Source organism: Siminovitchia jepli, from assembly GCF_047228825.1.
In the GTDB taxonomy this organism is placed as follows: Bacteria; Bacillota; Bacilli; order Bacillales; family Bacillaceae_C; genus Siminovitchia.
This window is the reverse complement of the sequence record NZ_JBFEGN010000027.1, coordinates 1-26,599: the sequence shown is the minus strand read 5'-3', so window position 1 is coordinate 26,599 and position 26,599 is coordinate 1. Positions and strand designations below refer to the sequence as shown.

At 44.4% G+C, this 26,599-nt stretch carries 28 protein-coding genes; 7 read left to right on the top strand and 21 right to left on the bottom strand.

Annotated elements, in window-relative coordinates; translation table 11 throughout:
* Positions 1-189 precede the first annotated feature (189 nt).
* The 6 genes from tatC to AB1L08_RS10995 form a co-directional block, all read right to left on the bottom strand.
* The gene (gene tatC, locus AB1L08_RS11020) at positions 190-1,023 is read right to left on the bottom strand and encodes a twin-arginine translocase subunit TatC (RefSeq protein ID WP_413064704.1); all 834 of its coding nucleotides are present in this window, start codon (positions 1,021-1,023) and stop codon (positions 190-192) included.
* Positions 1,024-1,040: 17 nt separating this feature from the next.
* Positions 1,041-1,232, bottom strand: a complete 192-nt coding sequence (tatA, locus tag AB1L08_RS11015; RefSeq protein ID WP_413064703.1) for a twin-arginine translocase TatA/TatE family subunit — start codon at positions 1,230-1,232, stop codon at positions 1,041-1,043.
* Positions 1,233-1,250: 18 nt separating this feature from the next.
* Positions 1,251-2,960 carry a GMC family oxidoreductase gene (locus AB1L08_RS11010; protein ID WP_413064702.1) on the bottom strand — a complete coding sequence of 570 codons (1,710 nt, stop codon included), beginning with the start codon at positions 2,958-2,960 and terminating at the stop codon, positions 1,251-1,253.
* Positions 2,961-2,974: 14 nt separating this feature from the next.
* On the bottom strand, positions 2,975-3,721 hold the full coding sequence (locus tag AB1L08_RS11005) for a gluconate 2-dehydrogenase subunit 3 family protein (RefSeq protein ID WP_413064701.1): 747 nt from the start codon (positions 3,719-3,721) through the stop codon (positions 2,975-2,977).
* 126 nt (positions 3,722-3,847) lie between these two features.
* Positions 3,848-4,783, bottom strand: coding sequence for a dipeptidase (locus AB1L08_RS11000; protein ID WP_413064700.1), 936 nt, complete (start codon positions 4,781-4,783; stop codon positions 3,848-3,850).
* Between the two features lie 77 nt (positions 4,784-4,860).
* Positions 4,861-7,269: a heavy metal translocating P-type ATPase gene (locus AB1L08_RS10995; protein ID WP_413064699.1), complete on the bottom strand. Its 2,409-nt coding sequence runs from the start codon at positions 7,267-7,269 to the stop codon at positions 4,861-4,863.
* A gap of 274 nt (positions 7,270-7,543) precedes the next feature.
* On the opposite strand from AB1L08_RS10995, the gene AB1L08_RS10990 reads away from it, so the two are divergent.
* Entirely contained in the window at positions 7,544-7,831 is a 288-nt protein-coding gene (locus AB1L08_RS10990; RefSeq protein ID WP_413064698.1) for a hypothetical protein, read from the top strand.
* Here the strand turns inward: AB1L08_RS10990 and AB1L08_RS10985 are convergent.
* Complete coding sequence (locus AB1L08_RS10985; RefSeq protein ID WP_413064697.1) at positions 7,828-8,172, bottom strand: hypothetical protein; 345 nt, start codon at positions 8,170-8,172, stop codon at positions 7,828-7,830. The two genes, AB1L08_RS10990 and AB1L08_RS10985, sit on opposite strands and share 4 nt — an antisense overlap.
* 112 nt (positions 8,173-8,284) lie before the next feature.
* Complete coding sequence (locus AB1L08_RS10980) at positions 8,285-9,694, bottom strand: SpoVR family protein (RefSeq protein ID WP_413064696.1); 1,410 nt, start codon at positions 9,692-9,694, stop codon at positions 8,285-8,287.
* Between the two features lie 214 nt (positions 9,695-9,908).
* Here AB1L08_RS10980 and AB1L08_RS10975 point away from each other — a divergent pair, with 214 nt between their 5' ends.
* The 3 genes from AB1L08_RS10975 (at position 9,909) to AB1L08_RS10965 (ending at position 11,217) form a co-directional block, all read left to right on the top strand.
* Positions 9,909-10,157: a YhdB family protein gene (locus tag AB1L08_RS10975; protein WP_413064695.1), complete on the top strand. Its 249-nt coding sequence runs from the start codon at positions 9,909-9,911 to the stop codon at positions 10,155-10,157.
* 158 nt (positions 10,158-10,315) lie between these two features.
* Positions 10,316-10,750, top strand: coding sequence for a disulfide oxidoreductase (locus AB1L08_RS10970; protein ID WP_413064694.1), 435 nt, complete (start codon positions 10,316-10,318; stop codon positions 10,748-10,750).
* Complete coding sequence (locus AB1L08_RS10965) at positions 10,747-11,217, top strand: thioredoxin family protein (RefSeq protein WP_413064693.1); 471 nt, start codon at positions 10,747-10,749, stop codon at positions 11,215-11,217. The genes AB1L08_RS10970 and AB1L08_RS10965 overlap by 4 nt, the downstream gene beginning before the upstream one ends.
* 42 nt (positions 11,218-11,259) lie before the next feature.
* Here the strand turns inward: AB1L08_RS10965 and AB1L08_RS10960 are convergent, their stop codons facing one another.
* Entirely contained in the window at positions 11,260-11,661 is a 402-nt protein-coding gene (locus AB1L08_RS10960) for a DUF5365 family protein (RefSeq protein WP_413064692.1), read from the bottom strand.
* 111 nt (positions 11,662-11,772) lie between these two features.
* The gene (locus tag AB1L08_RS10955) at positions 11,773-12,636 is read right to left on the bottom strand and encodes an aldo/keto reductase (protein WP_413064691.1); all 864 of its coding nucleotides are present in this window, start codon (positions 12,634-12,636) and stop codon (positions 11,773-11,775) included.
* A gap of 132 nt (positions 12,637-12,768) precedes the next feature.
* Between AB1L08_RS10955 and AB1L08_RS10950 the strand changes: the two genes are divergently transcribed.
* Genes AB1L08_RS10950 through AB1L08_RS10940 form a run of 3 tightly spaced genes read left to right on the top strand, consistent with a single transcriptional unit; the run spans position 12,769 to position 15,733 of the window.
* Positions 12,769-13,389: a DUF47 domain-containing protein gene (locus AB1L08_RS10950; protein WP_413064690.1), complete on the top strand. Its 621-nt coding sequence runs from the start codon at positions 12,769-12,771 to the stop codon at positions 13,387-13,389.
* Between the two features lie 14 nt (positions 13,390-13,403).
* Positions 13,404-14,408 carry an inorganic phosphate transporter gene (locus tag AB1L08_RS10945; protein WP_413064689.1) on the top strand — a complete coding sequence of 335 codons (1,005 nt, stop codon included), beginning with the start codon at positions 13,404-13,406 and terminating at the stop codon, positions 14,406-14,408.
* A gap of 26 nt (positions 14,409-14,434) precedes the next feature.
* The gene (locus tag AB1L08_RS10940; protein WP_413064688.1) at positions 14,435-15,733 is read left to right on the top strand and encodes an NCS2 family permease; all 1,299 of its coding nucleotides are present in this window, start codon (positions 14,435-14,437) and stop codon (positions 15,731-15,733) included.
* Between the two features lie 220 nt (positions 15,734-15,953).
* On the opposite strand, the gene AB1L08_RS10935 is transcribed toward AB1L08_RS10940, so the two are convergent.
* The 11 genes from AB1L08_RS10935 to yhbH form a co-directional block, all read right to left on the bottom strand.
* The gene (locus tag AB1L08_RS10935; RefSeq protein ID WP_413064687.1) at positions 15,954-16,952 is read right to left on the bottom strand and encodes an alpha-ketoacid dehydrogenase subunit beta; all 999 of its coding nucleotides are present in this window, start codon (positions 16,950-16,952) and stop codon (positions 15,954-15,956) included.
* Positions 16,949-18,016 carry a pyruvate dehydrogenase (acetyl-transferring) E1 component subunit alpha gene (gene pdhA, locus AB1L08_RS10930; protein ID WP_413064686.1) on the bottom strand — a complete coding sequence of 356 codons (1,068 nt, stop codon included), beginning with the start codon at positions 18,014-18,016 and terminating at the stop codon, positions 16,949-16,951. The genes AB1L08_RS10935 and pdhA overlap by 4 nt, the downstream gene beginning before the upstream one ends.
* Positions 18,017-18,047: 31 nt before the next feature.
* Entirely contained in the window at positions 18,048-19,157 is a 1,110-nt protein-coding gene (locus tag AB1L08_RS10925; RefSeq protein WP_413064685.1) for a Leu/Phe/Val dehydrogenase, read from the bottom strand.
* Positions 19,158-19,354: 197 nt separating this feature from the next.
* The gene (locus tag AB1L08_RS10920) at positions 19,355-20,152 is read right to left on the bottom strand and encodes an ABC transporter ATP-binding protein (RefSeq protein ID WP_413064684.1); all 798 of its coding nucleotides are present in this window, start codon (positions 20,150-20,152) and stop codon (positions 19,355-19,357) included.
* Complete coding sequence (locus tag AB1L08_RS10915; protein WP_413064683.1) at positions 20,130-21,179, bottom strand: ABC transporter permease; 1,050 nt, start codon at positions 21,177-21,179, stop codon at positions 20,130-20,132. Before AB1L08_RS10915 ends, AB1L08_RS10920 begins: the two co-directional genes overlap by 23 nt.
* Before the next feature lie 23 nt (positions 21,180-21,202).
* Entirely contained in the window at positions 21,203-22,231 is a 1,029-nt protein-coding gene (locus AB1L08_RS10910; RefSeq protein ID WP_413064682.1) for an ABC transporter substrate-binding protein, read from the bottom strand.
* Positions 22,232-22,396: 165 nt separating this feature from the next.
* Positions 22,397-23,170 carry an enoyl-CoA hydratase-related protein gene (locus AB1L08_RS10905; protein WP_413064681.1) on the bottom strand — a complete coding sequence of 258 codons (774 nt, stop codon included), beginning with the start codon at positions 23,168-23,170 and terminating at the stop codon, positions 22,397-22,399.
* An 11-nt stretch (positions 23,171-23,181) separates the two neighbouring features.
* The gene (locus AB1L08_RS10900; RefSeq protein WP_413064680.1) at positions 23,182-23,958 is read right to left on the bottom strand and encodes an enoyl-CoA hydratase-related protein; all 777 of its coding nucleotides are present in this window, start codon (positions 23,956-23,958) and stop codon (positions 23,182-23,184) included.
* Positions 23,951-24,256 carry an EthD family reductase gene (locus AB1L08_RS10895; protein WP_413064679.1) on the bottom strand — a complete coding sequence of 102 codons (306 nt, stop codon included), beginning with the start codon at positions 24,254-24,256 and terminating at the stop codon, positions 23,951-23,953. Before AB1L08_RS10895 ends, AB1L08_RS10900 begins: the two co-directional genes overlap by 8 nt.
* 95 nt (positions 24,257-24,351) lie before the next feature.
* A complete protein-coding gene (paaB, locus tag AB1L08_RS10890) occupies positions 24,352-24,708 on the bottom strand; it encodes a 1,2-phenylacetyl-CoA epoxidase subunit PaaB (protein ID WP_413064678.1) in 357 nt (118 codons plus the stop codon).
* 455 nt (positions 24,709-25,163) lie between these two features.
* The gene (gene yhbH / locus AB1L08_RS10885) at positions 25,164-26,333 is read right to left on the bottom strand and encodes a sporulation protein YhbH (protein WP_413064677.1); all 1,170 of its coding nucleotides are present in this window, start codon (positions 26,331-26,333) and stop codon (positions 25,164-25,166) included.
* Positions 26,334-26,599 lie beyond the last annotated feature (266 nt).

Sequence of the window (26,599 nt, the reverse complement as noted above, 5' to 3'; positions counted from 1 at the left end):
CATTGTTATATATCAGATTAAATAAAATCGTATTTATTATATAACAACAAAAGTGGAAATGAAAGAGTTTTTTTGGAAAAACAGTCCATGTTTGAATCCATAAATGGGGGAACAGTCGGGAAATCCCCTCAGCACAAAGCCAGCGTATTCAGGCACAAAAAGAAATCCGCCTTTTTTAAAAGCGGATTCTTACATCGTTTCAACACTTTCTTTCATGTTTCTATTTGCTTCCATCTTTCCGACGACATAAATGCTTGTTTCATAAAGCAGGGCCATTGGAATAAGGACCATTAATTGGCTGATGAAATCAGGCGGGGTAATGAGTGCCGAAACAACGGCTATTACCAAATATGACCACTTCCTCGCCATTTTCATTCTTTCCTTGGTTAACAAACCGATGGATGCCAAAAACATGGCAATGATCGGCAATTCGAATAAGAAGCCGAGCGGGATCGTCGTCATAATAAGAAAATGGACATATTCCTGAGCCGAAACCATCACATCAAAATTCTCGGCCCCAACTTTCATTAAAAAATGATAGCTTAATGGATGAACGATGAAATAACCGAAAGCTACTCCGCCAATAAACAAAAGAAACATCACAGGTGAATAAAGACCGAGAAACCGAATTTCATTCGGTTTCAATCCAGGCTTGACAAACTGCCATAAAAAGTGGACAAGAAAAGGGAGGGAGAGCCCGAGTGCCAGCGTTACACAAATAGACGTGTAAAATTTCACGACTTGAAACGGTCCGAACACGACAAGCCCATTCCCTTTTGTTACGTATGGAAACCACTTATTGATTGTTGAAAATACAACAATCAAAAACAATATAAACACGATCGCACTTTTCATTAATTGCTTGCGGAGATCAGTGAGATGTTCAACGAGCGACTCCACTTTTCTCCCACCCTCTTGGCCAAACGGAGGCGGCCCATCCGGCTTTTCCGTCCCCGCTGTTGAAACTGTCTCCTTATCGAGGGGACTTAGGATTTTTCGCTTTTGTTTGATTACTGGTCCCATAAAAAACACCTTCTACATCATAGTTGCTTTTTTTCTTCTTTTTTCGGGGCATCGTTTTCATCCATGATTTCCCGTGTGGACTTTTTGAATTCCGAAAGTGTTTTTCCCATCGCTCCTCCAATTTCAGGCAATTTCTTTGGACCAAAAATGATGAGGACGATGACTAATATAATAATTAAGCCCGGTATCCCAATTTGTGATATTCCCATTACATCCACCTCCTAAAGTTATGCCAAACTGCCCCCGTTTTTACTGTATTTGACGATCCCTTCCGAACAGCGGTAGGCCAAAGCGCCAACAGTTCCTGTCGGATTATAACCGCTGTTATGCGGAAAATTGCCTGCACCAACGACAAACAGATTATCCGCATCCCAATGCTGTAAGTAATTGTTTACCACACTCGTATCCGGATCATCTCCCATAATGGTCCCTCCTGCATTATGCGTGGTTTGATAAGGGACAATATCATAATCAGAGATTGCATTTTCCGGAACGACCTCTTTTGCTCCCATCTCTTTTATGATTTCAGCAGACTTGTTAGAAGCAAATTTATGGAGTGCACGGTCCTGGTCTGTAAAGTTATATGACATCCGCAACAAAGGAAGACCGTATGCATCCTTGTACGTTGGGTCCAAATCCAGGTAATTTTCTTTGTAGGGTAAAGTGGACCCCTGGCCTCCGACATAAAGTGTCCTTGTATAGTAATGGATGGATGCTTTTTTGAATTCCTCTCCCCATAACGGAACATCTGGCGGAACCGGGTTGTTGGATATGGGCCTGGAGCCTGATTGTGTAATCCAAATGCCTGCACCATGCAAAAAGTCTTCTTTTGAATGGTCAAAATTATCCCCATTAAAGTCATCCATATACATGCCTAAAGAACCGGCTCCCATGAACGTATTCATTTGTTCGTCAAAGAATCCGGTTGCCCCGGCATTTACCTGATAGCAATAATTTTTCCCAAGCGTCCCCCTGCCCGTATCCGGATCATATTGGGTACCAATATTGGAAACCATCAGAAGCTTGGCATTATTGAGGACATAGCTTGTCAGCACAACAATATCGGCAGGCTGGATATATTCTTCCCGTGTAAGCGTGTCTATATATCTTACACCTGTTACCTTATCTCCCTGCTTGAGAATCTCTACCACATTTGAATGTGGCCTTACCTCGAAGTTCCCTGTTTTCATGGCCGTTGGAACAACCGTTATTTCCGGAGAGGATTTTGCCCCGTATTCGCAGCCGAATCTTTCGCAAAAACCGCAATATTGACACGCATAAATGGTTTCGCCATCTGGGTTCTTATAGGTCTCCGACAAGTTTGCCGATGGCATCATGTATGGATGATACCCTTTTTCTTTTGTTGCTTTTTCAAATTTTTGCAGGATCGGCGTCATTTTCATGGGCGGTGTAGGATAATCATTTTTCCTTTTTCCTCCAAGCGGATTTGTCTCGCCCGAAATGCCGGCTGTCTTTTCAAATTTTTCGTAATACGGTTCCAATTCATCGTATGTAATGCCCCAATCCTGTAGCTGAAAACCTTCCTTAATCTTGTTTTTTCCATACTTTTTTTCAGTCTGTGATTTAATTTCAAAGTCATATGGAAGAAACCGGAATGTCCAGCCGTTCCAGTGCGTGCCCGAACCGCCAAGGCCCTCGCCAAGAAGGAATGAACCCATTTGGCGCATTGGAAGTGCCCGCTCCTTGCGGCTGTTCCTGAACGTAACTGTTTCCTTGGACAAATCTTGCATTAATTCATAGCGGATTGCATATCTGTATTCATCGTGTATCCTCAGGTAATCTTCGGTCCCTCTTTTTCTTCCTCTCTCAAGGCCGACCACTTTTAAGCCGGCTTTCGCACATTCGGCTGCGACGATTCCTCCGGTCCAGCCGACGCCGACTGTCACAACATCCACTTTATCCATTGTTTTAGCCATCATTTATATCTCCTTTAATGATCCATACTTGCCAAAGATTGCGGTTGGATTTTTTGAAATTTGTCACTCTCAATGACGTTAATGTATGCGGCCTGATGACCAGGGAAGTTTTTCATTTTCCAGCCATCCATATTATTATTGCCGCCATAAATCGGGTCGGAGTATGCTCCTTCCAGTGTGGCAGACCTCAGCAGGGTAAAGAAAAAGTCGGATGTGACCCCGTTCATTTTCACTTCCCCTTTTTGAAAGGCCGTTAAAATCTCATCCATTTGGCCGCCCTCAAGCTCGGTGAACCCTTTTTTAAACCGTTTTTGAGCCTCATTTTCCATTGCAGCAATGCCGACGGAAAAAATTTCCGCTCTCGTTAAGGGACTTTGATAACCTTGCGTCTCCTTGCCTACAAAAAACGGACCCTGCATATACTCTCGCGCATTCGTTCCGTAACTGCCCGCAAGCTGGTTGTCAATAAAGTAGGGGACACCCAGTTCGATGGCTCCCGGCCCTAAATCATCCTTGGGAAAGATCCTCTCTGTGGCTTGGGAAAGCACCTGGAAATCTGCATCACGCGTAAAAAATTTCCTCCCTTTCGGGCTGATATGTCCGGCTTGTTCTCCGCTTCTTTTCGGGGATGTATCCGCGTTGTTTCTGGCATTATAGCCAATCACTCCGCCCAGTAATCCGCCCCCGATCAATGTGCCGGTGGCGATGCCGGATGTTTTCAAAAAATCCCGGCGGGAAAGCCCTTTATCCTTTTCCGTCATATTGAACCCTCCAATATTTTTAGTAAAATAAACAGGTGTTTTGAAAAAAGTAAAAAAAGAAAACAACCGCTTATGACTTTTATTGCACTTTAGCGGTTGTTTTAAACTTAACAAGTGAAAAATTATTCATTTTTTGCTATTTATTGGGAGATGATGGAAAAAGTTCCTCCCTGCAAATCCTTTGACCTGTTCTTCCGAATAATATTTAAGGAGTTCGTTGATGACATTTTGGTATTTGGAAGCATCTTCCAAGCCGATGATATGCCTGTCGATCCCATCAAAGTCGGAACCAAATCCAATGTGCTTGATTCCCCCCAAAGAACAGAAATGATCAATATGCTTGATCAAATCTGAAATATGCACGTTTTCTTTCTGTGCCGTAAAATCCGGATAAAAGACGACATGAATCATGGCGTTCTTCAAAAAAAGCGTTTTTGCCTGTTCGTCCGTCAAGTTCCGTGGGTGGCTGCAGATAGCCCTGGCGTTGGAGTGGCTTGCCATTGGATGATTTGCGAGTTCAACTACTTCCCAAAAGGCGCGTTCACTTAAGTGGGATACGTCAGTGAACAGGTGGTGTTTATTATTGAACCGGACAACCTGTTTCCCGAATTCAGTCAGGCCGGCTCCCCGCGGCTCTTCAATCCCATCAGCCGCAAGGTTGGCGTTATTCCAGGTAAGCCCGATCAACCTTACCCCAAGGTGATATAATATCCCCAGCTTTTGCAGATCACTGCCGATGCAATCAACTCCTTCAAGGGAGAGGATGGCTCCGGTTTCATTGTCCTTTAATGCAAACAAATCGGACCATTTTTTTATCTGCTTCATACCGCCAGTTTTCAGTATTTCCGAATAAAAATAATTCACTTGGTCCAAGGCAGCCTGGAATTTTGCTTCTTCTTTCACTTCGGGAGGGACAAAAATGGCAAAGCATTGCACTTTAATCCGTCCTTTTTTCATTCTTTGCCTGTTTGAATCGAGCTTTTGGGAATCGCTAAAGTTTAATTTCCCATTGCTTTCCCACATTTTCCACAATACATCACAATGAAGGTCAATGATATTCACGGCTCTTCCCGCCTGTTCTGTTTTTATATTATCTTTCATACATTCTTTGCCGCATGGCCGTACCCGGATTTTTCATTTCAACCAGCTGACACTGAAATATGTATTCTTTTTAAACGCAAAGAATTCGAAACGACAGAAACCGAGCTGAATGCCATGGCTGCCCCTGCAATCCACGGGGCAAGCAAGCCTGCTGCTGCAATGGGAATCCCGGCTATATTATAGGCCAAAGCCCAAAATAGATTTTGCCTTATGTTTTTCATTGTAGCATGGCTAAGGCGGAATGCTTTCGGTACAAGCATTAAATCCCCGCCCAAAATCGTTACATCAGCTGCTTCAATGGCCACATCGGTTCCTGTGCCAATGGCAATGCCGACGTCCGCCATGGCCAGGGCGGGAGCGTCATTTATGCCATCTCCAACCATCGCTGCAATTTTTCCGCTATGCTGCAATTTCTTGACCATCTCCGCCTTTTGCTCCGGGAGGACTTCCGAATATACTTGATCAATCCCCGCCTTATTTGCAATCGCACGGGCTGTCCTTTCATTATCTCCCGTCAACATGATGACCTCTATCCCCTTTTTTCTTAACGCCTTAATAGCCTTGCGTGCATGTTCTTTCATCGGATCTGCGACAGCAACGATGCCCGCCAATTGGCCGTTGATGGCCATGAATATAACTGTTTTTCCTTTTTCTTCCAAAGCTTCCGCTTCTTTCACCTTTTCCTGATAGATCACGAGATGATCTTGCATCAGCCTTCTTGTCCCAATCAATATATGGTTGCCGTCAATCTCCGCTTTAATCCCGTGTCCTTGTAAAGCCTCGAAGCTTTTGACTTCCTTCGGTTCGACTCCCTTTGTTTTTCCATAAGCCACAATTGCCTCTGCAAGGGGGTGTTCAGAAGCATTTTCAGCTGAAACAAGATAGCAAAAAGCATGATCATGAAAAAGCTCCATATCGGTAACAACCGGTTTGCCGACTGTAATGGTGCCGGTTTTGTCCATTATCACCGCATTAACATTATGAGCAATCTCCAAGTGTTCGCCGCTTTTAAACAAAATGCCGGTTTCTGCTCCCCTTCCCGAACCGACCATAATGGAAGTGGGCGTTGCAAGCCCCAGAGCACATGGACAGGCAATGACAAGGACGCTAATGGCAGATTCCAATGCTTTTTCGATATTCCCCGGATCCAAAAGGAAAAGCCAAAAAATAAACGTTGCAACGGCCATAGCGACAACGAATGGAACAAATATGCCCGAAATTTTGTCTGCCACACGCTGAATGGGCGCTTTGCTTCCCTGGGCAGCTTCGACAATTTGAATGATGCCGGCAAGCGCTGTATCTTTGCCGACTTTTACGGCTCTTATTTGAAGCAGGCCGTTCTTGTTTATTGTACTTCCGACCACGGCATCACCCGTTTGTTTTTCCACCGGGATAGACTCTCCGGTAATCATTGACTGATCAACAGATGACTTGCCGGAAATGACCGCTCCGTCCACAGGGATTTTTTCCCCGGGCCGAACTAAAAGAATGTCTCCCGCCTTGACTTCCTCAATCGGTATTTTCTGCTCGGCTCCATCTCTGATGACCGTTGCGTGTTTTGCCTGCAGGTTCAGCAAGTGGGATAGTGCTTCTGTTGTTCTCCCTATCGCTTTTGTTTCAAACAATTTCCCAAGCAAAATGAGCGTGATTAATACCGCGCTCGTTTCAAAATAAAGATGCGGTTCATAGGCAGGATAAACCAGTGAACGAATTCCTTCCAAAACACTGAAGAAAAATGCCGCGGATGTCCCAAGAGCCACGAGTACATCCATGTTGGCACTTTTGTTTTTTAATGACTTGTAAGCCCCTTTATAAAATGGCCAGCCGATATAAAACTGTACAGGGGCTGCAAGTCCCAATTGCACCCAGGGGTTCATCAATATGTGTGGAACAGGCAGGGTGAGCCCGCGCGGCAAATGGCCGAACATCGTATAGAGAAGAGGCAGGGAAAGCATTGCCGATAAAATTAGCTTCTGTTTCTGTCTTATGTAATGTTCCGAATGGTGACGTTTATGATTAGGCTTGCTTTCATGTATTTTTGCATCATAGCCCAATAATTTGATTTTATCAATAATGGCAGGAGCAGAAATGAATTTTTCCTCAAAGTGAATGGATGCCGTTTCCGCAGCCAAGTTGACATTGGCCGACCTGACGCCTTCCATTTTATTTAAAACCTTTTCAATTCTGGCAGAGCACGCGGAGCATGTCATTCCGTATACATCCAACATAACAGTATCCGTTTTCACTTCATAGCCCAAATCTTCAATTCGGTCAATGATATCGGCAGGCGTAGTTGCTTTACTGTTGATTGAAACAGAGGCTTTTTCAAGTGCGAGATGAACATTGGCTTCGACGCCATCCATTTGATTCAGCGCTTTTTCAATTCTGCTGGAGCAAGCTGCACAAGTCATGCCTTCAATGGACAGGTCAAACCGGGTCTTCTCCAATTGGTTTCCCTCCTCTCACAGATATCAAAAATGATTGGATGATCAACTCGTTCCGCTTCATTGGATTGAAAATGTCATGCCGGCATGCGGCAAAATTGCCAATATCTCAACACAAACCGCCCATCCACTATTTCTTAATTAATTCTACGTATTTGCCCAACAATCCTTTTTACAGTCCTTATAAAAAAGAAGCGTCTATTATTTAAGGCGCTTCTTTCTTATTTTTACGATTTTTTGGGCATGATAATGTTATAAAGTCAGGGGAGGATTGATGATGGAGCATTTTCCCGTCGTTCATACAAATTTTTGGGATGCGGTGATCGCCGTTCCCGCGGTTCTTGCAGCAACCCAAGTGATCAAGCTTTTATTTCCGATACCCCGGGTTTTCATTCCCACAATTGCCACCATACTCGGATTGATTTTTTCCCTTTTCATCGCCCACCGTTTTAATTTTTGGGGAGCTGTTTTCATGGGCTTTTTTTATGGAAATGCCGCTGTCGGCACATACGCCTCGTTACAAACGGCCTGGAAAACATACAGGGCTTCCGGGTATACGGATTAAGAATGGAAACCGATCAGTTGCGTTTCTTTGCCGGCTCCCTCTGGATTTCTTTGCGGAAACGCAATAACGGACTCGATATACTCCCATTTTATCAACACATTTGTCGGACATTTTTCCTGTATCTGCTCTTCACTTGGGACGGCTGACCCGTCTTCTTCCTGCACTTTCGTATGCTCATAGCAGGGGTTTTCAACCCAAATCCCCATTGATTCAACATACACGAGTTTGGCAACACACCACTTATCCGGATAATAGATCCCTGTGATGGGGCCTGATAAAGATTCAGGCAAATTTTTAAATCGGATTTGGATTTTTTGATTTACATAGCTGTCTAAAAACATAAAAGCCCTCCTTGAATTTTTCTGCCTATGAGAAAGTCCCATTATTTATTCATTCCTTCATACCAGGTACTTAAAACATAAACTGGGAGCACACCTTCAGGCATGCTCCCGGCTATAAAAATTTTCGTTGTACGTTCCTTCCGTCATAGCTGAATAGCATCGGCCGGTTTTCCACTACGCTCTCCATGTGAACAGTCCTACCCCATAGTTGATAAATATAAGGCATCACTTTTTCAAGATATTTCAGATCCAGTTCGACCCCTTCATAGGAATGTTTCAAATAAAGTTCCCCGTTCTTCATATAGTCGCCGTCATTGACGGTGATGTAAGGAAAGCCGCCGTTTACTCTCATATTGACGAGCTGGTCGCGAACCTCGGTCCATTCCTTGTCAACTATTTTATAGTCCCTTCCTTGCTTTTGAAACAAATACATATCTTCCCGCAGTACAAGTTCTTTCGTTAAGTAATTTCTTAAAAAGGATATATCGGATTCCAATTCGCGGACTTCAAACATCTTTTCCCTTCCCGAATCAGGCTTGATTCCTTGTTTTATCATTTCTTCATCCGGATTATTCCATCTTTCTTCGATATCCTCAAAAATTTTCAAGCCCAAATAATAAGGGTTAATACTTGTCCTTGACGGCTGAATGACCCCCGCATTCAGTTTGGCAAATTCAACCGCCTCATCGCTTGTCAAATCCAGCTCCCGGATGATCCTCTGGTGCCAGTAAGATGCCCAGCCTTCGTTCATGATTTTGGTTTCGAGCTGCGGCCAGAAATACAGCATTTCTTCCCGAACCATCGTCATGATGTCCCGCTGCCAGTCGGAAAGTTCCCGGCTATATTGTTCAATGAAAAGCACAATATCTTTTTCCGGACGGGGAGGAAACTTTTTTTTCCTTTTTTTCCCCGTCGGTTTCTCCTTTTTCCCTTCATCCAAGCTCCACAAATCATCGTATTCCGTTACCGGAGGAACATCCTCCTCCCATTCCTCCTCATCCATCTCCCAATCCAGCATAGGCCACATCAAGGACGGGTCAATATGCTCTTCAATCGAGAGCACTGCATCCAAAAATTCCTCTACCTCTTTTTTTCCGTATTCAATTTCATACTGCCTGATTCTCCCGGCTGTAGCCGCCATGCTTTCCACCATATCCCGCTTCGTATTTTTAAACCGGACATTGTTCTTGAAAAAGTCGCAATGGGCGAGAACATGGGCCACGATCAATTTGTTTTGTATAAGCGAGTTGGAATCAAGGAGAAATGCATAACAAGGATTCGAATTGATCACGAGTTCATATATTTTGCTTAAACCAAAGTCATAATGCAATTTCATTTTGAAAAATTGCTTTCCAAAGCTCCAGTGGGAAAAACGAGTCGGCATTCCGTAAGCTCCAAACGTATAAATAATGTCAGCCGGGCATATTTCGTAACGCATCGGATAAAAGTCGAGGCCAAATCCGCTGGCAATTTCGGTAATTTCACTTATCGCATATTCCAACGCTTTCGCATCCGTACTCATGGATATTCCCTCCCTTTATCCACAATGTATGAAAGGCAAGGGGATATCATGAATTACATCAGCCTGCACCAACAAATTATTTTACCCGCCAAAACGGAGAATGATCCATGAATGATCTGGCAGTTGCTCAAATCCCGTCATGTCAAGTTTTACACCTTTATTATCCCCATGCTGCGCATATAATAAATGCAACTCCTAAAAAGGAGGAAACCACATGGACTATGATCGTGCCCTTTACTATACGCACCGATCGGAATGGGACAATCTGATCGTTTTAATGGTTCGTACAAAAGATCATATGCTGTCGAAGAGAATAGAACGCTTTTTGCACGCGTACTATTTTTCACGGGATTATACCCAGATTGAGCGCCAGTTGTTTTCACTGCTTCGTTATTTAGAGCATGCCGTTTCCGTTACGGAAGAAAAAAGCATATTTGAAAATGACCCGGTAATTCTCGTTTGAGCGACCGGCTGCTGTGAGCAGCCGGTTTTTTGCAGCTGAGATTACAACCGGATGTTTATCCCGCAACCTTGTTAAACGATCTTTGTTCATTTACTTTGTCCGCCTTTTTCCACTATAATCAAAGGGATACATAAACCTTTTTAAAGGCAGTGATATGCATGAAGAAAAAAGACCAGAAGGAAAATATGCTTTTTTTTGCATGGGCCGTATCCGTCATTGCGACGCTCGGGAGTTTATATTTTTCCGAAATCAAGCAATATGAACCGTGCGAACTTTGCTGGTACCAAAGAATTCTTATGTACCCGCAAACGATTTTGCTCGGACTGGCCCTGGTCAAAAAAGATTACAAAGCGGCATTCTACACGGCTGTACTTTCCGGAATGGGCCTGCTTTTATCCCTTTACCATTATCTGATCCAAAAAGTGCCTTTTTTCACCGCCAACTCCCCTGCTTGCGGCCGGGTTCCGTGTTCCGGGCAGTACATTAACTGGGCGGGTTTTATTACGATTCCTTTTTTGGCATTTATTGCATTCACGCTCATATTTTCCGTCAGTTTACTTTTATTGAAACAATTAAAGGAGAATGAAAGATGAAAAAGTTAATCATATTTTTAGTAATCATTATTGGATTATTTGCCGCGATCGCTGTCATAACAAAAATGCAGCAGGAAAAAGCGTCTGAAGGAAACATTTATAAAAAAGAGGATCTGCACCCCGCAACCGTGGACCTGCTTGACGATCCGCTGTACCAAAACATCATCTTGCCGGATGAGCTGGACAAAAAATTGCGAAACAAGGAAGATGTCACCGTTTATTTTTTCAGTCCGACATGCCCGCATTGCATGGAAACGACACCGATTGTATCGCCCCTTGCAAAAGGAAAGAATATTGAAGTTCTTCAATATAATTTGCTCGAGTTTGAAAATGGATACGAAAAATATAAAATAAAATATACTCCGACTCTCATGCATTTCAAAGACGGGAAGGAAGAAGCACGCATCGTCGGGGCCCATCCGAAAGAAGATTTTGAAGCATGGTTTGATGAACATGTTAAAAAGTAACCGTTACAGACATTGCAAAAAGCTCCCAAAAGGGAGCTTTTCTTAGATCAAAAAATCATTGTATGCAGTCTTAAAAATGCTCAAAGAATGGCTGGGCTGTTTTTGCCGGGTGTACTGGGAATATGTAAACGGAAAAGACACGCCATATTTTTCCAAAATCTGCTTGTTTTTATAAAAAATGGCTTCCAAATGGGCATTTTGCCGGGAAATGTTGTTCATTTCCAATAATGATTTCATGACTTGCAGTGCCGCAATCACGTTCAATGCATCCTCTGCGCTGTTGGGCCAGTCTTCAAAAGAAGGAATTCGCATGATGTTCAACTCAAAAAACGAGTAAATGTCGTCGTCCTTAAAATAAGAAGGGAAAATGGAAGAATAAAAATCGTCGATCAAGCTGTTTATGGTTTCCTTCTGTTCTTTTGTAGCCGCAAACACAACCTTCATATCCCGTAAACCTGCCTTATGCTTTGATTGTTCTCCATCATTAGAATAACATAAGAACAAGGCCTCAAACAGTTGGGAAAGTAAGGTAAAACGGGCTTTTACCTGCGCCCGTTAATCAAATTGAAAATGATCCGGATGAGGACCGTACCTTTCATCCATGTTCAATCCGTTTATATCACTCATATCCTTCATTGAGAGTTCAAAATCAAAAATCTCTGCATTTTCACGGATCCGATTTTTATTGACGGACTTCGGAATGATAATATTTCCGTTTTGCAAATGCCAGCGCAAAATAATTTGTGCGCTGCTTTTTCCGTATTTCTCGCCAAGCGCAACGAGTGAAGGCTCTTCAAGCAAGCGAGCGCGGGCAAGCGGCGACCATGCTTCTACCGCAATTTCCTGCCCCTGGCAATATTCCCGAAGCGGCTCTTGAGTCAGTCGCGGATGCAGTTCAATTTGATTTATGACAGGCTTTTCATTGCTGTGGGCGGCCAAGTCCTCCAAATGATGAATTTGGAAATTGCAAACACCGATCGCCCGGACAAGCTTTTCATCATATAACCTTTCCAGCGCACGCCACGTGTCCAAATATTGATCTTTTACGGCCCAGTGAATCAAATATAAATCCACATAGTCCATCTGTAATTGATTCAAGCTTTCTTCAAATGCTTTCAATGTGTTGTCATAGCCTTGATCCGTGTTCCATACCTTCGTCGTGATAAACAGTTCCTCCCTCGGAATGCCCGAATCCCTTACGGCTTCGCCGACAACATCTTCATTTTGATAAATTTTTGCCGTATCGATCGACCTGTATCCGTACTGTAATGCATATGTAATGGCTTCGGCCGCTTCTTCTTTCTCCTTCATCAAGTAAACACCAAGGCCGATATATGGCATTTTGACCCCATTATGCAACGTTTTTTCACTCTGTAAATGTTGAACCACTGAGATCACCCTTTCTTTCATTTTCTTCATTGTATATGGTTCCATTAAATAGTGCTAACAATTTGTTCACATAATTTATTTCGACAGAAACTTTCAACTTTCTCTCATATGAGCTAAAATAAAGTCGTTTGATATTTTAACCTTGTTTAAGGGGGCTCCATTATGGTCTTTAATCGGAAAAAAGACAAGTTTGCAGCATTACTGGAGAAAATAGCGGGTAACTTAAAGGAAAGCGCCGACTATTTTGCCGATTACAAGCTGGGAAACAAAGAAGATACGAAAATTTTCGCCGATAAAATGAAAGAATACGAAAACATGGGCGATTCACTCGTACACCAGGTCATTACCGAATTGAACAATTCTTTCATTACGCCCATCGAGCGTGAGGATATTTGGGCGCTTTCCATGAGCATGGACGATGTGCTCGACGGAATGGAACATACGGCCGGCCTTTTTGAAATGTATGCAATTGTAAAAGCTGACGAGTTTATGTATCAATTTGTGGATGCCATTCGTAATTGTGCCATTGAAATTGAAAAATCCATCCCGTTGATTTTTACGAAAAAATTACCGGAAATCCGTCCGCTTGCGATCAAAATCAAGGATTATGAGTCAACGTGCGACGAGGTTCACAGGGAAGCCATGACTCATCTTTTTGCCGTGGAAACCGATCCGATCCGACTTATCAAATATAAAGAAGTATACGAACATATGGAAGAAATCGCGGACAACTGCCAGGCTGTCGCAAACACGCTTGAAAGCATTGTTATGAAAAACGCTTAAGGGAGTCTTTAATCATGGGTCTAGATTCAGTATTTTTGATCACTTTATTAATCGTTATCGGTGCCCTTGCATTCGACTTTATTAACGGTTTTCACGATACGGCCAATGCGATTGCCACGGCGGTCTCCACGAAAGCGCTGAGGCCCCGTATAGCGATTGTACTTGCTGCTTTGATGAATTTTCTTGGGGCTATGACATTTACCGGTGTCGCCCAAACAATTACAAAGGATATTGTCAATCCATTTGAGCTCCAAAACGGATCCATCGTTATTATGGCCTCATTGCTGTCGGCCATTTCATGGAATTTGATTACATGGTATTACGGGATACCCAGCAGTTCCTCCCATGCGCTGATCGGATCGATCGCGGGGGCGGCCATTGCCTCTGCAGGTGTGGAATCATTGCATTATAAAGGTTTTGTCAAAATTCTCGAAGCACTCATTTTTTCGCCGATCATCGCTTTTATCATTGGGTTCATTATTTATACCATTTTTAAAATCAGCTTTAAAAATTTAAACTTGGCGAAAACGAACAAGCGCTTCCGTTATTTTCAAATCGCAACCGCTTCTTTGCAGGCATATACCCATGGCATGAACGACGCCCAAAAAGCGATGGGGATCATCACAATGGCGCTCATCGCCAACCATTATCATACAACGTTCGATATCCCTTTTTGGGTGCAATTATCCTGTGCAACAGCGATGGGGCTCGGAACTTCTATCGGCGGCTGGAAAATCATTAAAACAGTCGGCGGTAAAATCATGAAAATCCGGCCGGTTAACGGGGTTGCAGCCGATTTAAGTTCCGCCTTGATTATTTTTGGCGCTACTTATATTCATTTACCCGTAAGTACGACACATGTCATCTCCTCCTCCATTCTTGGTGTCGGAGCTTCACACCGGGTACGGGGCGTAAAATGGGATACGGCAAAAACGATGATCATTACCTGGTTTATTACATTGCCAATTACCATTTTACTGGCTGCTCTCTTTTATTATTTGTTAAATATAGTGATGTAAAGAATGCTTGATGCCGGAGGTCTGTCATGTTTAAGCTCAAGGAAAATCAAACAACTGCAAGAACAGAAATCATTGCAGGAATGACCACTTTTTTGACGATGGTGTATATTATTGTCGTCAACCCGATCATATTAAAAGATGCCGGGGTGCCCTTTGATCAGGTGTTTACGGCAACCATCATCGCGACCGTCGCGGGAACCCTTTGGATGGCGCTGGCGGCCAATTACCCGATCGCGATTGCTCCCGGAATGGGGTTGAATGCCTATTTTGCCTATTCCGTTGTCGGAACACACAACATATCTTACACAACGGCGTTTGCCGCTGTGTTTGTTGCAGGCACCATATTTATCATTTTATCCCTGACACCTTTTCGCAAAGTATTGATCGAAGCCATACCCACAAACCTGAAAAATGGTATAACTGCGGGAATCGGACTTTTCATTGCTTTTATCGGGATGAGGCTGACAGGCATTATTGTCGCGCATCCCACCAACCTTGTCGCCTTGGGGGATCTTCACTCCCCTCATGTCCTGCTTGCACTTTTGGGGCTTATCGTCACACTCGTTTTACTAGTACTAAATGTGCACGGGGCCCTGTTTATTGGAATGATTATCACGGCTATGACAGCATTTTTTACGGGCCAGCTTCAATTTGACCACGGCTTTGTCCAAATGCCCTCGCTTCCTGAAGGCATCCTGATTGCTAATCCATTAACCGCATTCAGTGAAGTAGCGGAGCATTTTCTTTTTGCTGTTGTATTTTCCTTTCTGCTTGTAACGATTTTTGATACGACAGGTACCATGATCGGCGTTGCCCAGCAAGCCGGTTTGATGAAGGAGGGTACGCTGCCAAGGGCACGGCAGGCGCTTTTGGCCGACTCGGTGGCCACAACCATTGGGGCCATGTTCGGTACAAGCCCGACAAGTGCCTATATCGAGTCTTCTTCCGGTGTTGCTGCAGGCGGCCGTACAGGTTTGACAACTTTAACCGTTTCGGTTCTTTTTATCATTGCCGCTTTTTTCGGCCCGCTCGTAAGCGCCGTTTCCGGACTGTCTGCGATTACTGCTCCGGCACTGATCATCGTCGGCAGCATGATGATGGGGGCTATTTCGAATATCAACTGGTCAAAAATTGATGAAGGTTTTCCCGCCTTTTTAATAATATTGAGCATGCCGCTTACTTCCAGCATTGCAACAGGCATCGCTCTCGGATTTATTTCCTACCCGATCTTAAAAATGGTGAACGGAAAATGGCGGGATGTCCATCCGCTCGTATACATATTTGCTGTCCTGTTTTTCTGCCAGTTGGCATTCCTGCCGCATTAAGGTTTTGATATAGAGGGAAAAGTTTCCGAGTATTCCGTATCTGCTGCTTTGCGAACAAAGAGAGTGAAAACACCTTGATTCTCTACAACTGAAAGCCTGATCGCTTTAAAATCAGGCTTTTTTTACCAGTAAAGAAAGATAAACTTGCTAAGAAAATTTTTCTTTAAAAGAAGCTTTCTGTATCTGGCTCAGCACCCGGATATCAAGATACAATCTTTTTTTAAAAATTGACTGTTTTTTCAATCGCTTTCATTACGCGCTCCACGGTAGGCAAATAATGCTGTTCCAAGGCGTAAAAAGGAACAGGGACATCAAAGCCGGTAACTCTCTCGATCGGGGCTTTCAAGTATAAAAATGATGTGTCCTGAATAAGGGCAATAATCTCTGTACCAAGACCGTTCGTGGCCTGTGCCTCATGGACGATCACGGCACTGCCTGTTTTTTGGACAGATTCGGCGATCATATCTTTGTCAAGCGGATATAACGTTCTTAAATCAAGTACGTCACAATGAACACCTTGGTCTTTCATGTTTTCAGCCGCTTGAACCGCCACCGGGACCATCGCTCCCCAGGCAATGACCGTTACATCGTCTCCTTCCATGACTCTTTTTCCCTTTCCGATTTCAACCGTATACTTTTCAACAGGGACATCTTCTCTAAATGCCCGATAAGATCTCATTGATTCGAGAAACAAAACTGGATCCGGATCCTCGATGCTCGCAATGAGCAAGCCTTTAGCGTCATATGGAGTGGCCGGACAGACGACTTTAATGCCGGGCATATGCGAAAACAGCGCTTCTACACTGTCAGAATGGATTTCAGGGGCACGGATACCCGCTCCGTAAGGAGCCCTGATCACGAGCGGCACAGTAAAATGGCCGTTCGTCCGCATCCGAATCCGTGTAGCATGGGTCATAATTTGTTCAAATGCGGGATAGATGAACCCGAGAAATTGCATTTCCACCACCGGAAGAAGGCCGTTTACCGCCATTCCGATTGCGGTGCCGACAATCCCTGATTCACTAATGGGCGTATCGATGACGCGCTGTTCCCCAAATTCCTCCATCAAACCGTCCGTTGCCCGAAACACTCCGCCATTTACTCCGATGTCTTCACCCATAATGATCATCTCGTCGCGCTCCCTCATCATCGTGCGAAGCCCGTCAGTGACCGCTTGAACCAACGTTAATTTTTGGGTAGCCGGTGCCGATACATTCATGAAGTAACACCTCGCAAATAGTCAAAGTATTTGTTTTTCTGCTCCTGGATGGTCCATGGATTTTCCTCAAACACGTGATCAAATAAATCATTCACGTCGGGGGCAGGGTAGGCTTCCATGTCCTTGACTGCTTTTTCAACCTGTTCTTCCGCCTCGTCTTTCACACGTGCTGCCCACTGTTCATCCCACATGTCAACTTTTTTCATGTATCTTTCCAGGCGCAAAATCGGATCGCCTTCTTCCCTCTTCATTTCACTTAATGATTGGTCACGGTATTTGCCCGGGTCATCCGCTGTCGTGTGCGCACCGTAGCGCCATGTAACAGCCTCGATCAATGTAGGGCCGTCTCCATTGCGCGCACGCTCCAACGCCTTTTTTGTCTCAAAATAAACGGCAAATACATCGTTGCCATCAAGCCGGATGCCGGGAATGTCGTAAGCCACTGCCTTTTGGGCAATTGTTCGGGAGTTCATTTGCCTTTCAATAGGGACAGAAATGGCATACTGGTTGTTTTGGTTAAAAAATACGACCGGAGCCTTAAAGATGCTCGCAAAATTCATTCCTTCATGAAAATCCCCTTCTGATGTGGAGCCGTCTCCAAAGTAAACGATGGCTGCGTTTTTCGTCCCTTTGTATTGTTCAGCCATCGCAGCCCCCACGGCATGGGGAATCTGGGTTGCGAGCGGTACAGCCGGGGGAAAGATTTTTTTCCCGGGCGGCGGGACACAGCCTTCGACCCTCCCATTCCAATATAAGAAAACGGTTGGAATAGGAAGGCCAAAAGTCATCGTTGCTGCATGATCGCGGTATGTCGGGAATATCCAATCATCTTTTTGAAGCGCCAGGGCACTGCCTACCTGAGCCGCTTCCTGTCCCTCAAACGGCGCATACGTCCCCAGTCTTCCCTGCCTCTGCAAATTAATGGCCTTTCTGTCAAACGTTCTCATTAAGATGAGCCGCCTGTATATTTTCCGAACAAATTCGTCGGTCAATTGCCCGCTTATTTCTTCATTGACCAGTTTGCCGTTGCCTTCCAAATAAACAATTTTTTTAAAGTTCTCCATGCTTCTCCTCCTTAGATGATGACACGGATTTTTAATGTTTGATTTGCCATTTGGGCGGAACTTTGCGAGAGAAGAAACTATTTCCGGCTTTTCTTGCTGCCAATTTTTGCTCGCAAAATCTGTTTGCTGCTTCCACCGTGGAAACGCTGTCATTTTCAGAAACGATAAATATTTCCATCAGGGCATCGTAAATTGCGTTCGTTTTTTGCAGCACCCGTTCTTGATTGGCTCCGTACAGTTCGTCTGCCACTTGAATCAACCCGCCTGCATTCACGATATAATCAGGGGCATAAACGATTCCCTTTTCTTGCAATGCAGCGCAATGATGCTCTTCTTTCAACTGGTTGTTCGCTGAACCGACAACGGCTTTTACCTTTAACATTCCGATCGTCTCATCGTTCAGTACGCCGCCGATGGCACATGGCACGAAAACATCGGCTTCAACTCCGTATATGTCGTTTGATGGGACCACTTGAATCGAATGGTTGCCAATCTTCTGGCCATACTCCACCAATTTGGCAACGGGTTGCTCGTTCGGTTCGGTCACGTACAGATTGGCACCTTCTTCAAGCAGCCGCTCTGCCACCTTTAATCCCACTTTTCCAAGACCCTGCACAGCGTATGTTTGATTGCCCAAGTTTTTGGAACCGCTTACAAACTGGTTGGTGGCCTGGATGCCGTAAATGACACCAAGGGAAGTTGGGACAGATGAATCTCCGCCACCCCCGTATTCCTTTGGAAGGCCGACAATGCAGTTTGTTTCTTTCATTGCATGAACAAAATCACCCGGGGTTGTGCCCATGTCCGTTCCTGTGTAAAAACGTCCGTTCAATGATTCTACAAATCTTCCGAAAGAGCGGAATAGTTCCGGCGATTTGTCCCTGGCAGGATCACCAATCATGACCGATTTCCCGCCCCCAAAATCTACGTCGGCAGCAGCACATTTGTACGTCATTCCTTTGGACAGGCGCAGAACATCATCCAGGGCATCTTCAAAAGAACGGTATGGATACATTCTGCAGCCGCCGATTGCCGGACCGAGCGTCGTATCATGGATGGCGATGATGGCTTTCAGTCCCGTGTTTGGATCATTGCAAACAACCACTTGCTGATGCTCGTGGATTTGTTCAAAAAAATCCATATGGTTCTCCCCTTTTCTGCCAATCTCTTTTGTTCCACAAACGAGGAATTCGTTCGGCTGATTCATTTGATTGACAGTTATCCGCCTTTTTGCCGCGAATGACCGTCAAGTTATTTTTAAAATATGGAAAAATAAAAACGAGAGAACATCGTAAAGAAGCCTCCCTTTTTATTAAAATCATGAAACGCAAATATCTCCTAACTCGATAATAGCGCTTTGTCACTTGCAAATTGCTCTCCGCGGATGCGCTGGAATTCGGCAAGCAGCTTTTCAATTGTTAGTTCTTTTTTCTCTTTCTCATTGACCTCCAAGATAATTTGGCCTTTATCCATCATAATCAGACGGTTGCCAAGATCGAGCGCCTGCTGCATATTGTGCGTAACCATGAGTGTCGTCAAGCGGTCCTTTTCCACAAGCTCCTTTGTCAGGTTCGTGATAAGTTCGGCCCTTGCCGGATCCAGTGCCGCTGTATGCTCATCCAGCAGGAGAATGGAAGGCTGTGTAAAGGTCGCCATTAACAAAGATAAAGCCTGCCGTTCTCCCCCAGACAACAATCCGACTTTTGCGTTTAATCGGTTTTCCAAATTTAAATGGAGCCTTTCAAGCGCCGTTCTGAAAAAGTCTTTTCTTTTCTTGTCGACCCCTCTTCTTAAACCGCGTTTTTTATTGCGCGAATAAGCCATGGCCAGGTTTTCTTCAATCGTCATCGTCGGTGCGGTTCCGGCCATTGGGTCCTGGAATACCCTTCCAATAAATCGCGATCTTTTGTATTCCGGCAGTTTCGTTACTTTTTTGGAATCAATTTCCACTGTCCCGACATCTGGAGTCAATACTCCGGAAATCATATTCATTAATGTGGATTTCCCCGCACCGTTACTGCCGATCACTGTGACGAAATCACCTTTTTTCATTTCCAGGGTTACCCGGTCCAGGGCTATTTTTTCGTCAGGTGTTCCTTCATTGAAGGTTTTGCTAATCTGTTCGAGCTTCAGCAACGGTTTCTACCTCCTCTTTTCCGGCCGATTCCAAAGCCGCCATGCGCTCGGCATGCCATTTGACCTTTCTCCTGTTTGTTTTTCTCTTTTCGATCATTTGAGGCATAACAAGTGCGGCAATGACGATGACTGCCGTAATTAATTTCATGTCCCCGGTATCAAGCAGTTTGATCCTCAGTGCCAATCCAAGAACTATTCTGTAAATAATGGCCCCAAACACAACGGCCATCGTTGTTCTGACAATTGTTTTCGTACCAAAAATCGCTTCTCCAATAATGACAGATGCAAGCCCGATGATGATCATCCCGATCCCCATGCCAATATCGGAGAATTTCCCATATTGGGCAATCAAGGCTCCGGAGAATGCCACAAGTGCGTTGGAAATACCAAGCCCGAGGATGACCAGCGAATCCGTATTGGCGGAGAAGCTGCGAATCATCCGCTTGTTGTCACCGGTAGCACGAATGGCAAGACCCACCTCGGTTTGAAGAAACCAGTCGGCAATCAATTTGATGATCATGGTTACGATCACCATCAGGATAAGTGTCCCCCAAGTGGATGGGAAATACTTGACTCCCATGGATGCCAGCATATTGTTCATCGCGGCATCGATTCCAAGGTTGCCCCAGAATGCATGAAATTTAGTGAAAATCGTTTCAGAATTTAATAAAGGTATATTCGGGCGTCCGACCGAGTTTTCGGAAGTTAAACCCATAATCCGCAAATTGATCGAATAAAGTGCAATCATCATTAAAATACCGGATAACAGGGGGTTTATTTTTCCTTTCGTATGCAATAGTCCCGTGACACAGCCAGCCAAAAATCCAACGACCAAGGCAACAGCCGTCGCTGCCGCCGGATGGTATCCGAAGATAATCATCGTGGCGGCAACGGACGCGCCTGTTACAAAACTGCCATCAACCGTCAGATCCGGGAAGTCCAGCACCCGGAAAGAGAGATACACTCCAAGTGCCATGATTGCATAGATGATTCCTTGCTCTACGGAGCCAAACATTGCTGCAAACATTTTAGAATCATCTCCTATCTATATTATTCGCCTTCGTAAACTTCAGCTTCCCATTCGTCTTTAATTTCCTTTTCAATTGTATCTGCCGTCTTCTTGTTGACCATAAGCATTAAGTTTTGCGGGGCTTGTACCGGCATTTCGGCTGGTTTTGCCTCGCCTTTTAGAATTTTCACTGCCATTTCCCCTGCTTCATAACCGATGTCATAATATTCAAATCCATAAGCGGCAAAACCGCCTTTTTTCAATGAATCCAATTCTCCCACCATTAATGGAAGCTTGTTGTCATTGGCAACGGAAATCACGGACTCCAATGCGGACACAACTGTGTTGTCCGTAATAATATAGATGGAGTCAACTTTGCCGATCAGTGACTCTGTTGCCTGCTTTACTTCGGCAGAAGTTGATACAGGTGCTTCAACAATGTTCAAATCCAGTTTTTCTTTTTTAATGGTGTCTTTTACTGTATTGATTTGAGCGACCGAGTTTTGTTCCCCGGCGTTATACACCATTCCCACCTTTTTGGCTCCAAGCTCTTCACTAAGGAACTTGACTGAATTCGGAATGGCATCCGGATGGGTATCAATTGTTCCAGTGACATTTCCGCCAGGCTTTTCCATTGACTCGACCAATTCTGCCCCGACTGCATCCGTAACAGATGTGAAAACGATTGGGATATCTTTCGTGGCGCTGGCTACGGATTGCGCACTTGGTGTTGCGTTGGCGAAAATCAAGTCAACGCCGGCATTGACGAGATTCGTAGCAATGGTCGAGGTGTTGTTTTGATCTCCCTGTGCATTTTGTTCGTCATATTCCACTTTCAACCCTGAATCCTCCAACGCTTTCTTAAAACCGTCGTAAGCAGCATTCAGGGATGGATGGTCAACGAATTGCGTGACGCCGATTTTATATGTTTTTTCTTCCTCCTGCTGCTGGGCAGGTTCGTTATTATCTTCTTCTTTCTCTGGAGCAGCAGTGTTATTTCCGCACGCCGCCAAAACGAGGACAGAGCTGCCAAACAGGGCCATTAAACCTTTTTTCCATTTCACATTCATTTTTGTTCCCCCTTTTTAATTTTTTATCGCCTGTTTTTACTGTATGTAAACGGCAATAATTATCGTAATCGTACACTGGTTATGGTCGATAGTCAATAAGTTTGGGAGATTAGTGTACGATGGAATTTTTTCGTTAAAAGAATAATAAAGTCTCCGTTTTTTTCTTTATTTCCCTTGAAAAACAGGTGTCCGTTTTTCCATGAATGCCTTTACACCTTCTTGATGGTCTTTCGATTGGCCGGCCAGCCGCTGTGTTTCTGCCTCCAAGTCCAGCATCTCTTCAAGTGTTGCGTTCCATGATTTCAGCACATTGCTTTTAATCATGGCAATGGCCCTTGTCGGCATGGCCGCAAGTTTATCCAGAAATTCCAATACTTCATGGGTCCAACGATCCTCTGTAATCAGCTTGGTGACAAGTCCCAGTTGATCTGCTTGTTCGGCACTTACTTTTTCCCCGAGGGCCATAAGTTCAAGCGCCTTTGCATGACCGATCATGCGCGGTAAATAGTAGGTATTTCCGGAATCCGGAACGAGCCCGATATGAACAAAAGCGTTTAAAAAACTGGCCTTTTCCGATACAAGCCGGAAATCTGCCGCCAGCGCCAGGCTGAAACCGGCTCCCGCTGCCGTCCCGTTTACTGCAGCAACAATCGGTTTTTGGCTTTCGGCCATTTTCATGATAATCGGGTTGTACCGGTTCGTGAGCAGTTCACCGTAATCGATGGAGTCATCAGCTTCCCCCAAATCTTGTCCCGCGCTGAAAGCACGGCCTGCTCCTGTAATGACGATTACCCGAACATGTTCATCCTGATCCGCTTTTTCAAGGGCGTTCAGTAATTCGGCGTGCATCTTGGCATTGAAGGAATTCAATTTGTCCGGACGGTTTAATGTAATCCATGCAGCGGATTTCCGGACCTCATACATAATGGTTTCAAACATGGCAACCTCCATTAATACCCTTTAAAATCGGGTTTTCTTTTTTCCATAAACGCTTTCATGCCCTCTTTTTGATCTTGGGAGGAAAATAGCAGATAGAAGTTTTTCCGTTCAAAATACATGCCTTCCTGCAGTGGATAATCCACTGCTTTGTTGACGGCTTCTTTGATCAATCGAACAGCGAGGGGAGGCTTTTCAGCCAGTTTTTTGGCAAATTTCAGCGCTTCTTCAAATATGGCTTCAGCAGGATACAGCTTATTGACGATTCCGGAAGAAAAAGCTTCCTCCGCGCTTATCATGTCCCCGCTCCAAATCCATTCGAGCGCTTTTGTCTTTCCGAGCAATTTGGTCAGCCTTTGCGTGCCTCCGGCACCGGGCATGACCGCCAGGTTTATTTCCGGAAACGCAAATTTGGCATCATTTGCGGCAAAAAGCAAGTCGCATAGCAGTGCGAGCTCAAAGCCGCCGCCAAGGCAATAGCCATGAACCGATCCAATGATCGGCTTTTTAATCTGCCCAATGCGGTCCCAATCCGCAAACTGGTTTAGCAATTCCAATGAGACCGAATCTTCTTCCGCCATTTCATCAATATCGGCCCCGGCTGCAAATGCTTTTCCTTTCCCCGCAATCAAGATGACCCTGATCCGGTCATCTTGGCCGTATGCTTCAAAGGCCTGCAAAATTTCCCGGACCATCGCCCGGTTCAGGGCGTTCAATACTTTTGGGCGGTTGAGCCACACAATTCCGACCGGGCCTTCTTCTTCCGTTATAATATATTGATAGTCACTCATTTACTTCCTCACCAAACATGAATGTTACAATGTTGCCGGCGAATTTCATGACATCCTTTCCGGAAGCTTTCGATTCCTCGGTTTTGGACGCCTCTTTAAAAGCTTCTTTATTATCATAATACATTTCACACATTAAATAATACGGGCTTTCCCCCATTGGCGATCCGGTAAATTTTGTCACATTGATTTTTCGCAGCCCGGGAATTTTTTCCGTCAGGGGCAAGTGTGTGCCAAAGTAGTATTGGTCAAATTCCTCCGGATTTTCGGGTTTTTTGAACAGTGCAATCATTTTAAACATTTTCATATCCCCTTTCCATTGTCTGCTTATTGATTAAAGGACAAAGCCTTTTTTAACAAATATACATGGAAAAATAATAATCGCTGGCGCTTTTCCTACTTGGGGCGATCTTCGCCCCATGACATGATTTCTTTTTCATCGAGCATTTTTTGCTCGTATTGGCGCCATTTTTTTCTCAAATAGCCATACCCTTTCGTCAGCCGGTAGTCTTTGTTGTCAATCCTTTGAACCATTTCCCTCTCCTCCGGCTTCATCCTTCGGATGTCCGAGCGCTTTACCACCCATATATCCACGACGGGCTCCCTGCGCATGAAATTTTCCTGGGCCATGATAAAGGCCATGTCGGGATTCGGGGCCAACAAGCTGAATTGATGTTGAAAATCCCCTTTATGGCTTCTCTTGCTAAAAACCTCATATACTTCGTAAAAACCATCTGTTTTCCCGCTGTCCATAGCTATTCCTCCTCCTGTGGCAAAATGGGGCTTAACGCTTGCCGGACCCTAAAGATTGTAAGCGTTTACCAAGTTCTGTATAACAAATTTATGCCATTAACGTAAAATGTCGTTATATTGTTTATTTTAAGGATACTTTTTATTTCCTCCGCTGTCAACTAAAAAATGCATTGAAAGAAAAAGGAGGAAACAATCCTGTTTCCTCGCTTGTTTTTTATTGTTAAACCACAAATTTGGACCAATCCGGAAAGAAAAGCGCAAGCGCCCGTTTAGCGACGTACAAACTGGAGCACTCTGCAATCAGATAAAGGAAACACGGCGATGAAAGACAGTTCTCAAGCAGCGGCGTCCTGACCGTCGAGCCAGACACGGAAAAACTTCTTCTGAAGAAAAATTTTCTTGGCAAGTTGCTTTCTTTACTCCCAAGGAAAGAACACGTCAGTTTTTTTCTTGTTTTATATATAGCTGTTTTCCGGCTTCTTTCTGAAAAAGCTTTTCATTGCGTTGTATACGTCCGCCTTTTGCTTCAAAATATAATAATAAAATTTTTCATTTTTAATATTTTTATAGGCGGACATTAAGGTGGAATTACGCTGATACTGGTTTACTTCACCGTACCCGAAAATGTTTGACTTTTCCATCAGCTCATGCACAAGCTTTACACATCTTGCGTTGTCCGATGTCAAATTGTCGCCATCGGAAAAATGGAATGGATAAATATTGTAGCGCTCGGGATCATATTTTTCCGAGATCACTTCCAGTGCTTTCCGGTATACGGACGAACAGATCGTGCCGCCGCTCTCTCCTTTGGAAAAAAAGTCTTCTTCGGAAACTACTTTTGCTTCCGTATGGTGGGCGATAAATTCAATAGAGACCTTTTCATATTTCGTCCGCAAAAATCGGGTCATCCAGAAGAAAAAGCTGCGTGCCATATACTTTTCCCAAATACCCATGGAACCACTTGTGTCCATCATTGCAATAACCACCGCATTGGATTCCGGTTTTTCGACTTCATTCCACGTCCGGAATTTTAAGTCTTCCGGATATATGGGATAAAAACCCGGTTCCCCTTTGATCGCGTTGCGTTTAAAGGCTGTCATCATCGTTCTTTTTTTATCAATATTTCCCATTAATCCCGTTTTGCGCACATCGTTATATTCGATATTCGTCACTTTGTTGGCATCTTGTTCTTTGCGCTGCAAATTGGGAAGCTCAAGCTCCTTGAACAATGCTTCTTCCAAATCCAACATGGAGACTTCCGCTTCATAATAATCTTCCCCGGCCTGGTCGCCTGCCCCGTGCCCTTTTCCCGGACCGGGTTTTTTGGATCCTCCATCTCTTGCAACAACGTCACCAACTTGACTGTCTCCGTCTCCTTGGCCGACATGTTTGTTTTTATCGTAGTTATAGCGAATTTTATACTCATCCAAAGATCTGATGGGAATTTTTACAACATCGCGGCCATCGGACATAATGATACTTTCCTCGGTAATCAGGTCAGGCAAATTATTGCGGATCGCTTCCTGTACCTTTTCTTGATGGCGCTGTTGATCATCATAACCTTTCCGATGGAGGGACCAATCTTCTTTTGAAACAGCAAACTGGTGAGACTTCGAGTTTGACATGGTTACGACGCCCCCCTTTAAATTTTTAATTAAACATGTGTACCTTAAATCCGTGTACAATCATCTTTAATTATTCTATCTTATGCGAAATTATAAATTTATTTACTGGTAGTTGTGAGAATGGGACAAAGATTTTACAGGATGGACGGCCTGGCGGCAATCCCGCTTCCGTATACCGGTCAGGACCGTCTGAAACCTCTCCCCATTGAAATGGGGAGGTTCCGGGACCCTAAAGGGTCACGATTCCATTGCGACAAATCGCAATG

Excerpts from the sequence above, each read along its gene's own strand:
- AB1L08_RS10940 (WP_413064688.1), top strand. The coding sequence starts at position 14,435 with ATGTTTAAGCTCAAGGAAAATCAAACAACTGCAAGAACAGAAATCATT.
- AB1L08_RS10950 (WP_413064690.1), top strand. The coding sequence starts at position 12,769 with ATGGTCTTTAATCGGAAAAAAGACAAGTTTGCAGCATTACTGGAGAAA.
- AB1L08_RS10945 (WP_413064689.1), top strand. The coding sequence starts at position 13,404 with ATGGGTCTAGATTCAGTATTTTTGATCACTTTATTAATCGTTATCGGT.
- tatA (WP_413064703.1), bottom strand. The coding sequence starts at position 1,232 with ATGGGAATATCACAAATTGGGATACCGGGCTTAATTATTATATTAGTC.
- tatC (WP_413064704.1), bottom strand. The coding sequence starts at position 1,023 with ATGGGACCAGTAATCAAACAAAAGCGAAAAATCCTAAGTCCCCTCGAT.
- AB1L08_RS10935 (WP_413064687.1), bottom strand. The coding sequence starts at position 16,952 with ATGAATGTATCGGCACCGGCTACCCAAAAATTAACGTTGGTTCAAGCG.
- AB1L08_RS10915 (WP_413064683.1), bottom strand. The coding sequence starts at position 21,179 with ATGTTTGCAGCAATGTTTGGCTCCGTAGAGCAAGGAATCATCTATGCA.
- AB1L08_RS10905 (WP_413064681.1), bottom strand. The coding sequence starts at position 23,170 with ATGTTTGAAACCATTATGTATGAGGTCCGGAAATCCGCTGCATGGATT.
- AB1L08_RS10965 (WP_413064693.1), top strand. The coding sequence starts at position 10,747 with ATGAAAAAGTTAATCATATTTTTAGTAATCATTATTGGATTATTTGCC.
- AB1L08_RS10955 (WP_413064691.1), bottom strand. The coding sequence starts at position 12,636 with ATGAAGAAAATGAAAGAAAGGGTGATCTCAGTGGTTCAACATTTACAG.
- paaB (WP_413064678.1), bottom strand. The coding sequence starts at position 24,708 with ATGGACAGCGGGAAAACAGATGGTTTTTACGAAGTATATGAGGTTTTT.
- AB1L08_RS11010 (WP_413064702.1), bottom strand. The coding sequence starts at position 2,960 with ATGGCTAAAACAATGGATAAAGTGGATGTTGTGACAGTCGGCGTCGGC.
- AB1L08_RS10970 (WP_413064694.1), top strand. The coding sequence starts at position 10,316 with ATGAAGAAAAAAGACCAGAAGGAAAATATGCTTTTTTTTGCATGGGCC.
- AB1L08_RS10985 (WP_413064697.1), bottom strand. The coding sequence starts at position 8,172 with ATGTTTTTAGACAGCTATGTAAATCAAAAAATCCAAATCCGATTTAAA.
- AB1L08_RS11005 (WP_413064701.1), bottom strand. The coding sequence starts at position 3,721 with ATGACGGAAAAGGATAAAGGGCTTTCCCGCCGGGATTTTTTGAAAACA.
- AB1L08_RS10990 (WP_413064698.1), top strand. The coding sequence starts at position 7,544 with ATGGAGCATTTTCCCGTCGTTCATACAAATTTTTGGGATGCGGTGATC.
- AB1L08_RS10895 (WP_413064679.1), bottom strand. The coding sequence starts at position 24,256 with ATGTTTAAAATGATTGCACTGTTCAAAAAACCCGAAAATCCGGAGGAA.
- yhbH (WP_413064677.1), bottom strand. The coding sequence starts at position 26,333 with ATGTCAAACTCGAAGTCTCACCAGTTTGCTGTTTCAAAAGAAGATTGG.
- AB1L08_RS10900 (WP_413064680.1), bottom strand. The coding sequence starts at position 23,958 with ATGAGTGACTATCAATATATTATAACGGAAGAAGAAGGCCCGGTCGGA.
- AB1L08_RS10925 (WP_413064685.1), bottom strand. The coding sequence starts at position 19,157 with ATGGATTTTTTTGAACAAATCCACGAGCATCAGCAAGTGGTTGTTTGC.
- AB1L08_RS10980 (WP_413064696.1), bottom strand. The coding sequence starts at position 9,694 with ATGAGTACGGATGCGAAAGCGTTGGAATATGCGATAAGTGAAATTACC.
- AB1L08_RS10975 (WP_413064695.1), top strand. The coding sequence starts at position 9,909 with ATGGACTATGATCGTGCCCTTTACTATACGCACCGATCGGAATGGGAC.
- AB1L08_RS10960 (WP_413064692.1), bottom strand. The coding sequence starts at position 11,661 with ATGAAGGTTGTGTTTGCGGCTACAAAAGAACAGAAGGAAACCATAAAC.
- pdhA (WP_413064686.1), bottom strand. The coding sequence starts at position 18,016 with ATGGAGAACTTTAAAAAAATTGTTTATTTGGAAGGCAACGGCAAACTG.
- AB1L08_RS10910 (WP_413064682.1), bottom strand. The coding sequence starts at position 22,231 with ATGAATGTGAAATGGAAAAAAGGTTTAATGGCCCTGTTTGGCAGCTCT.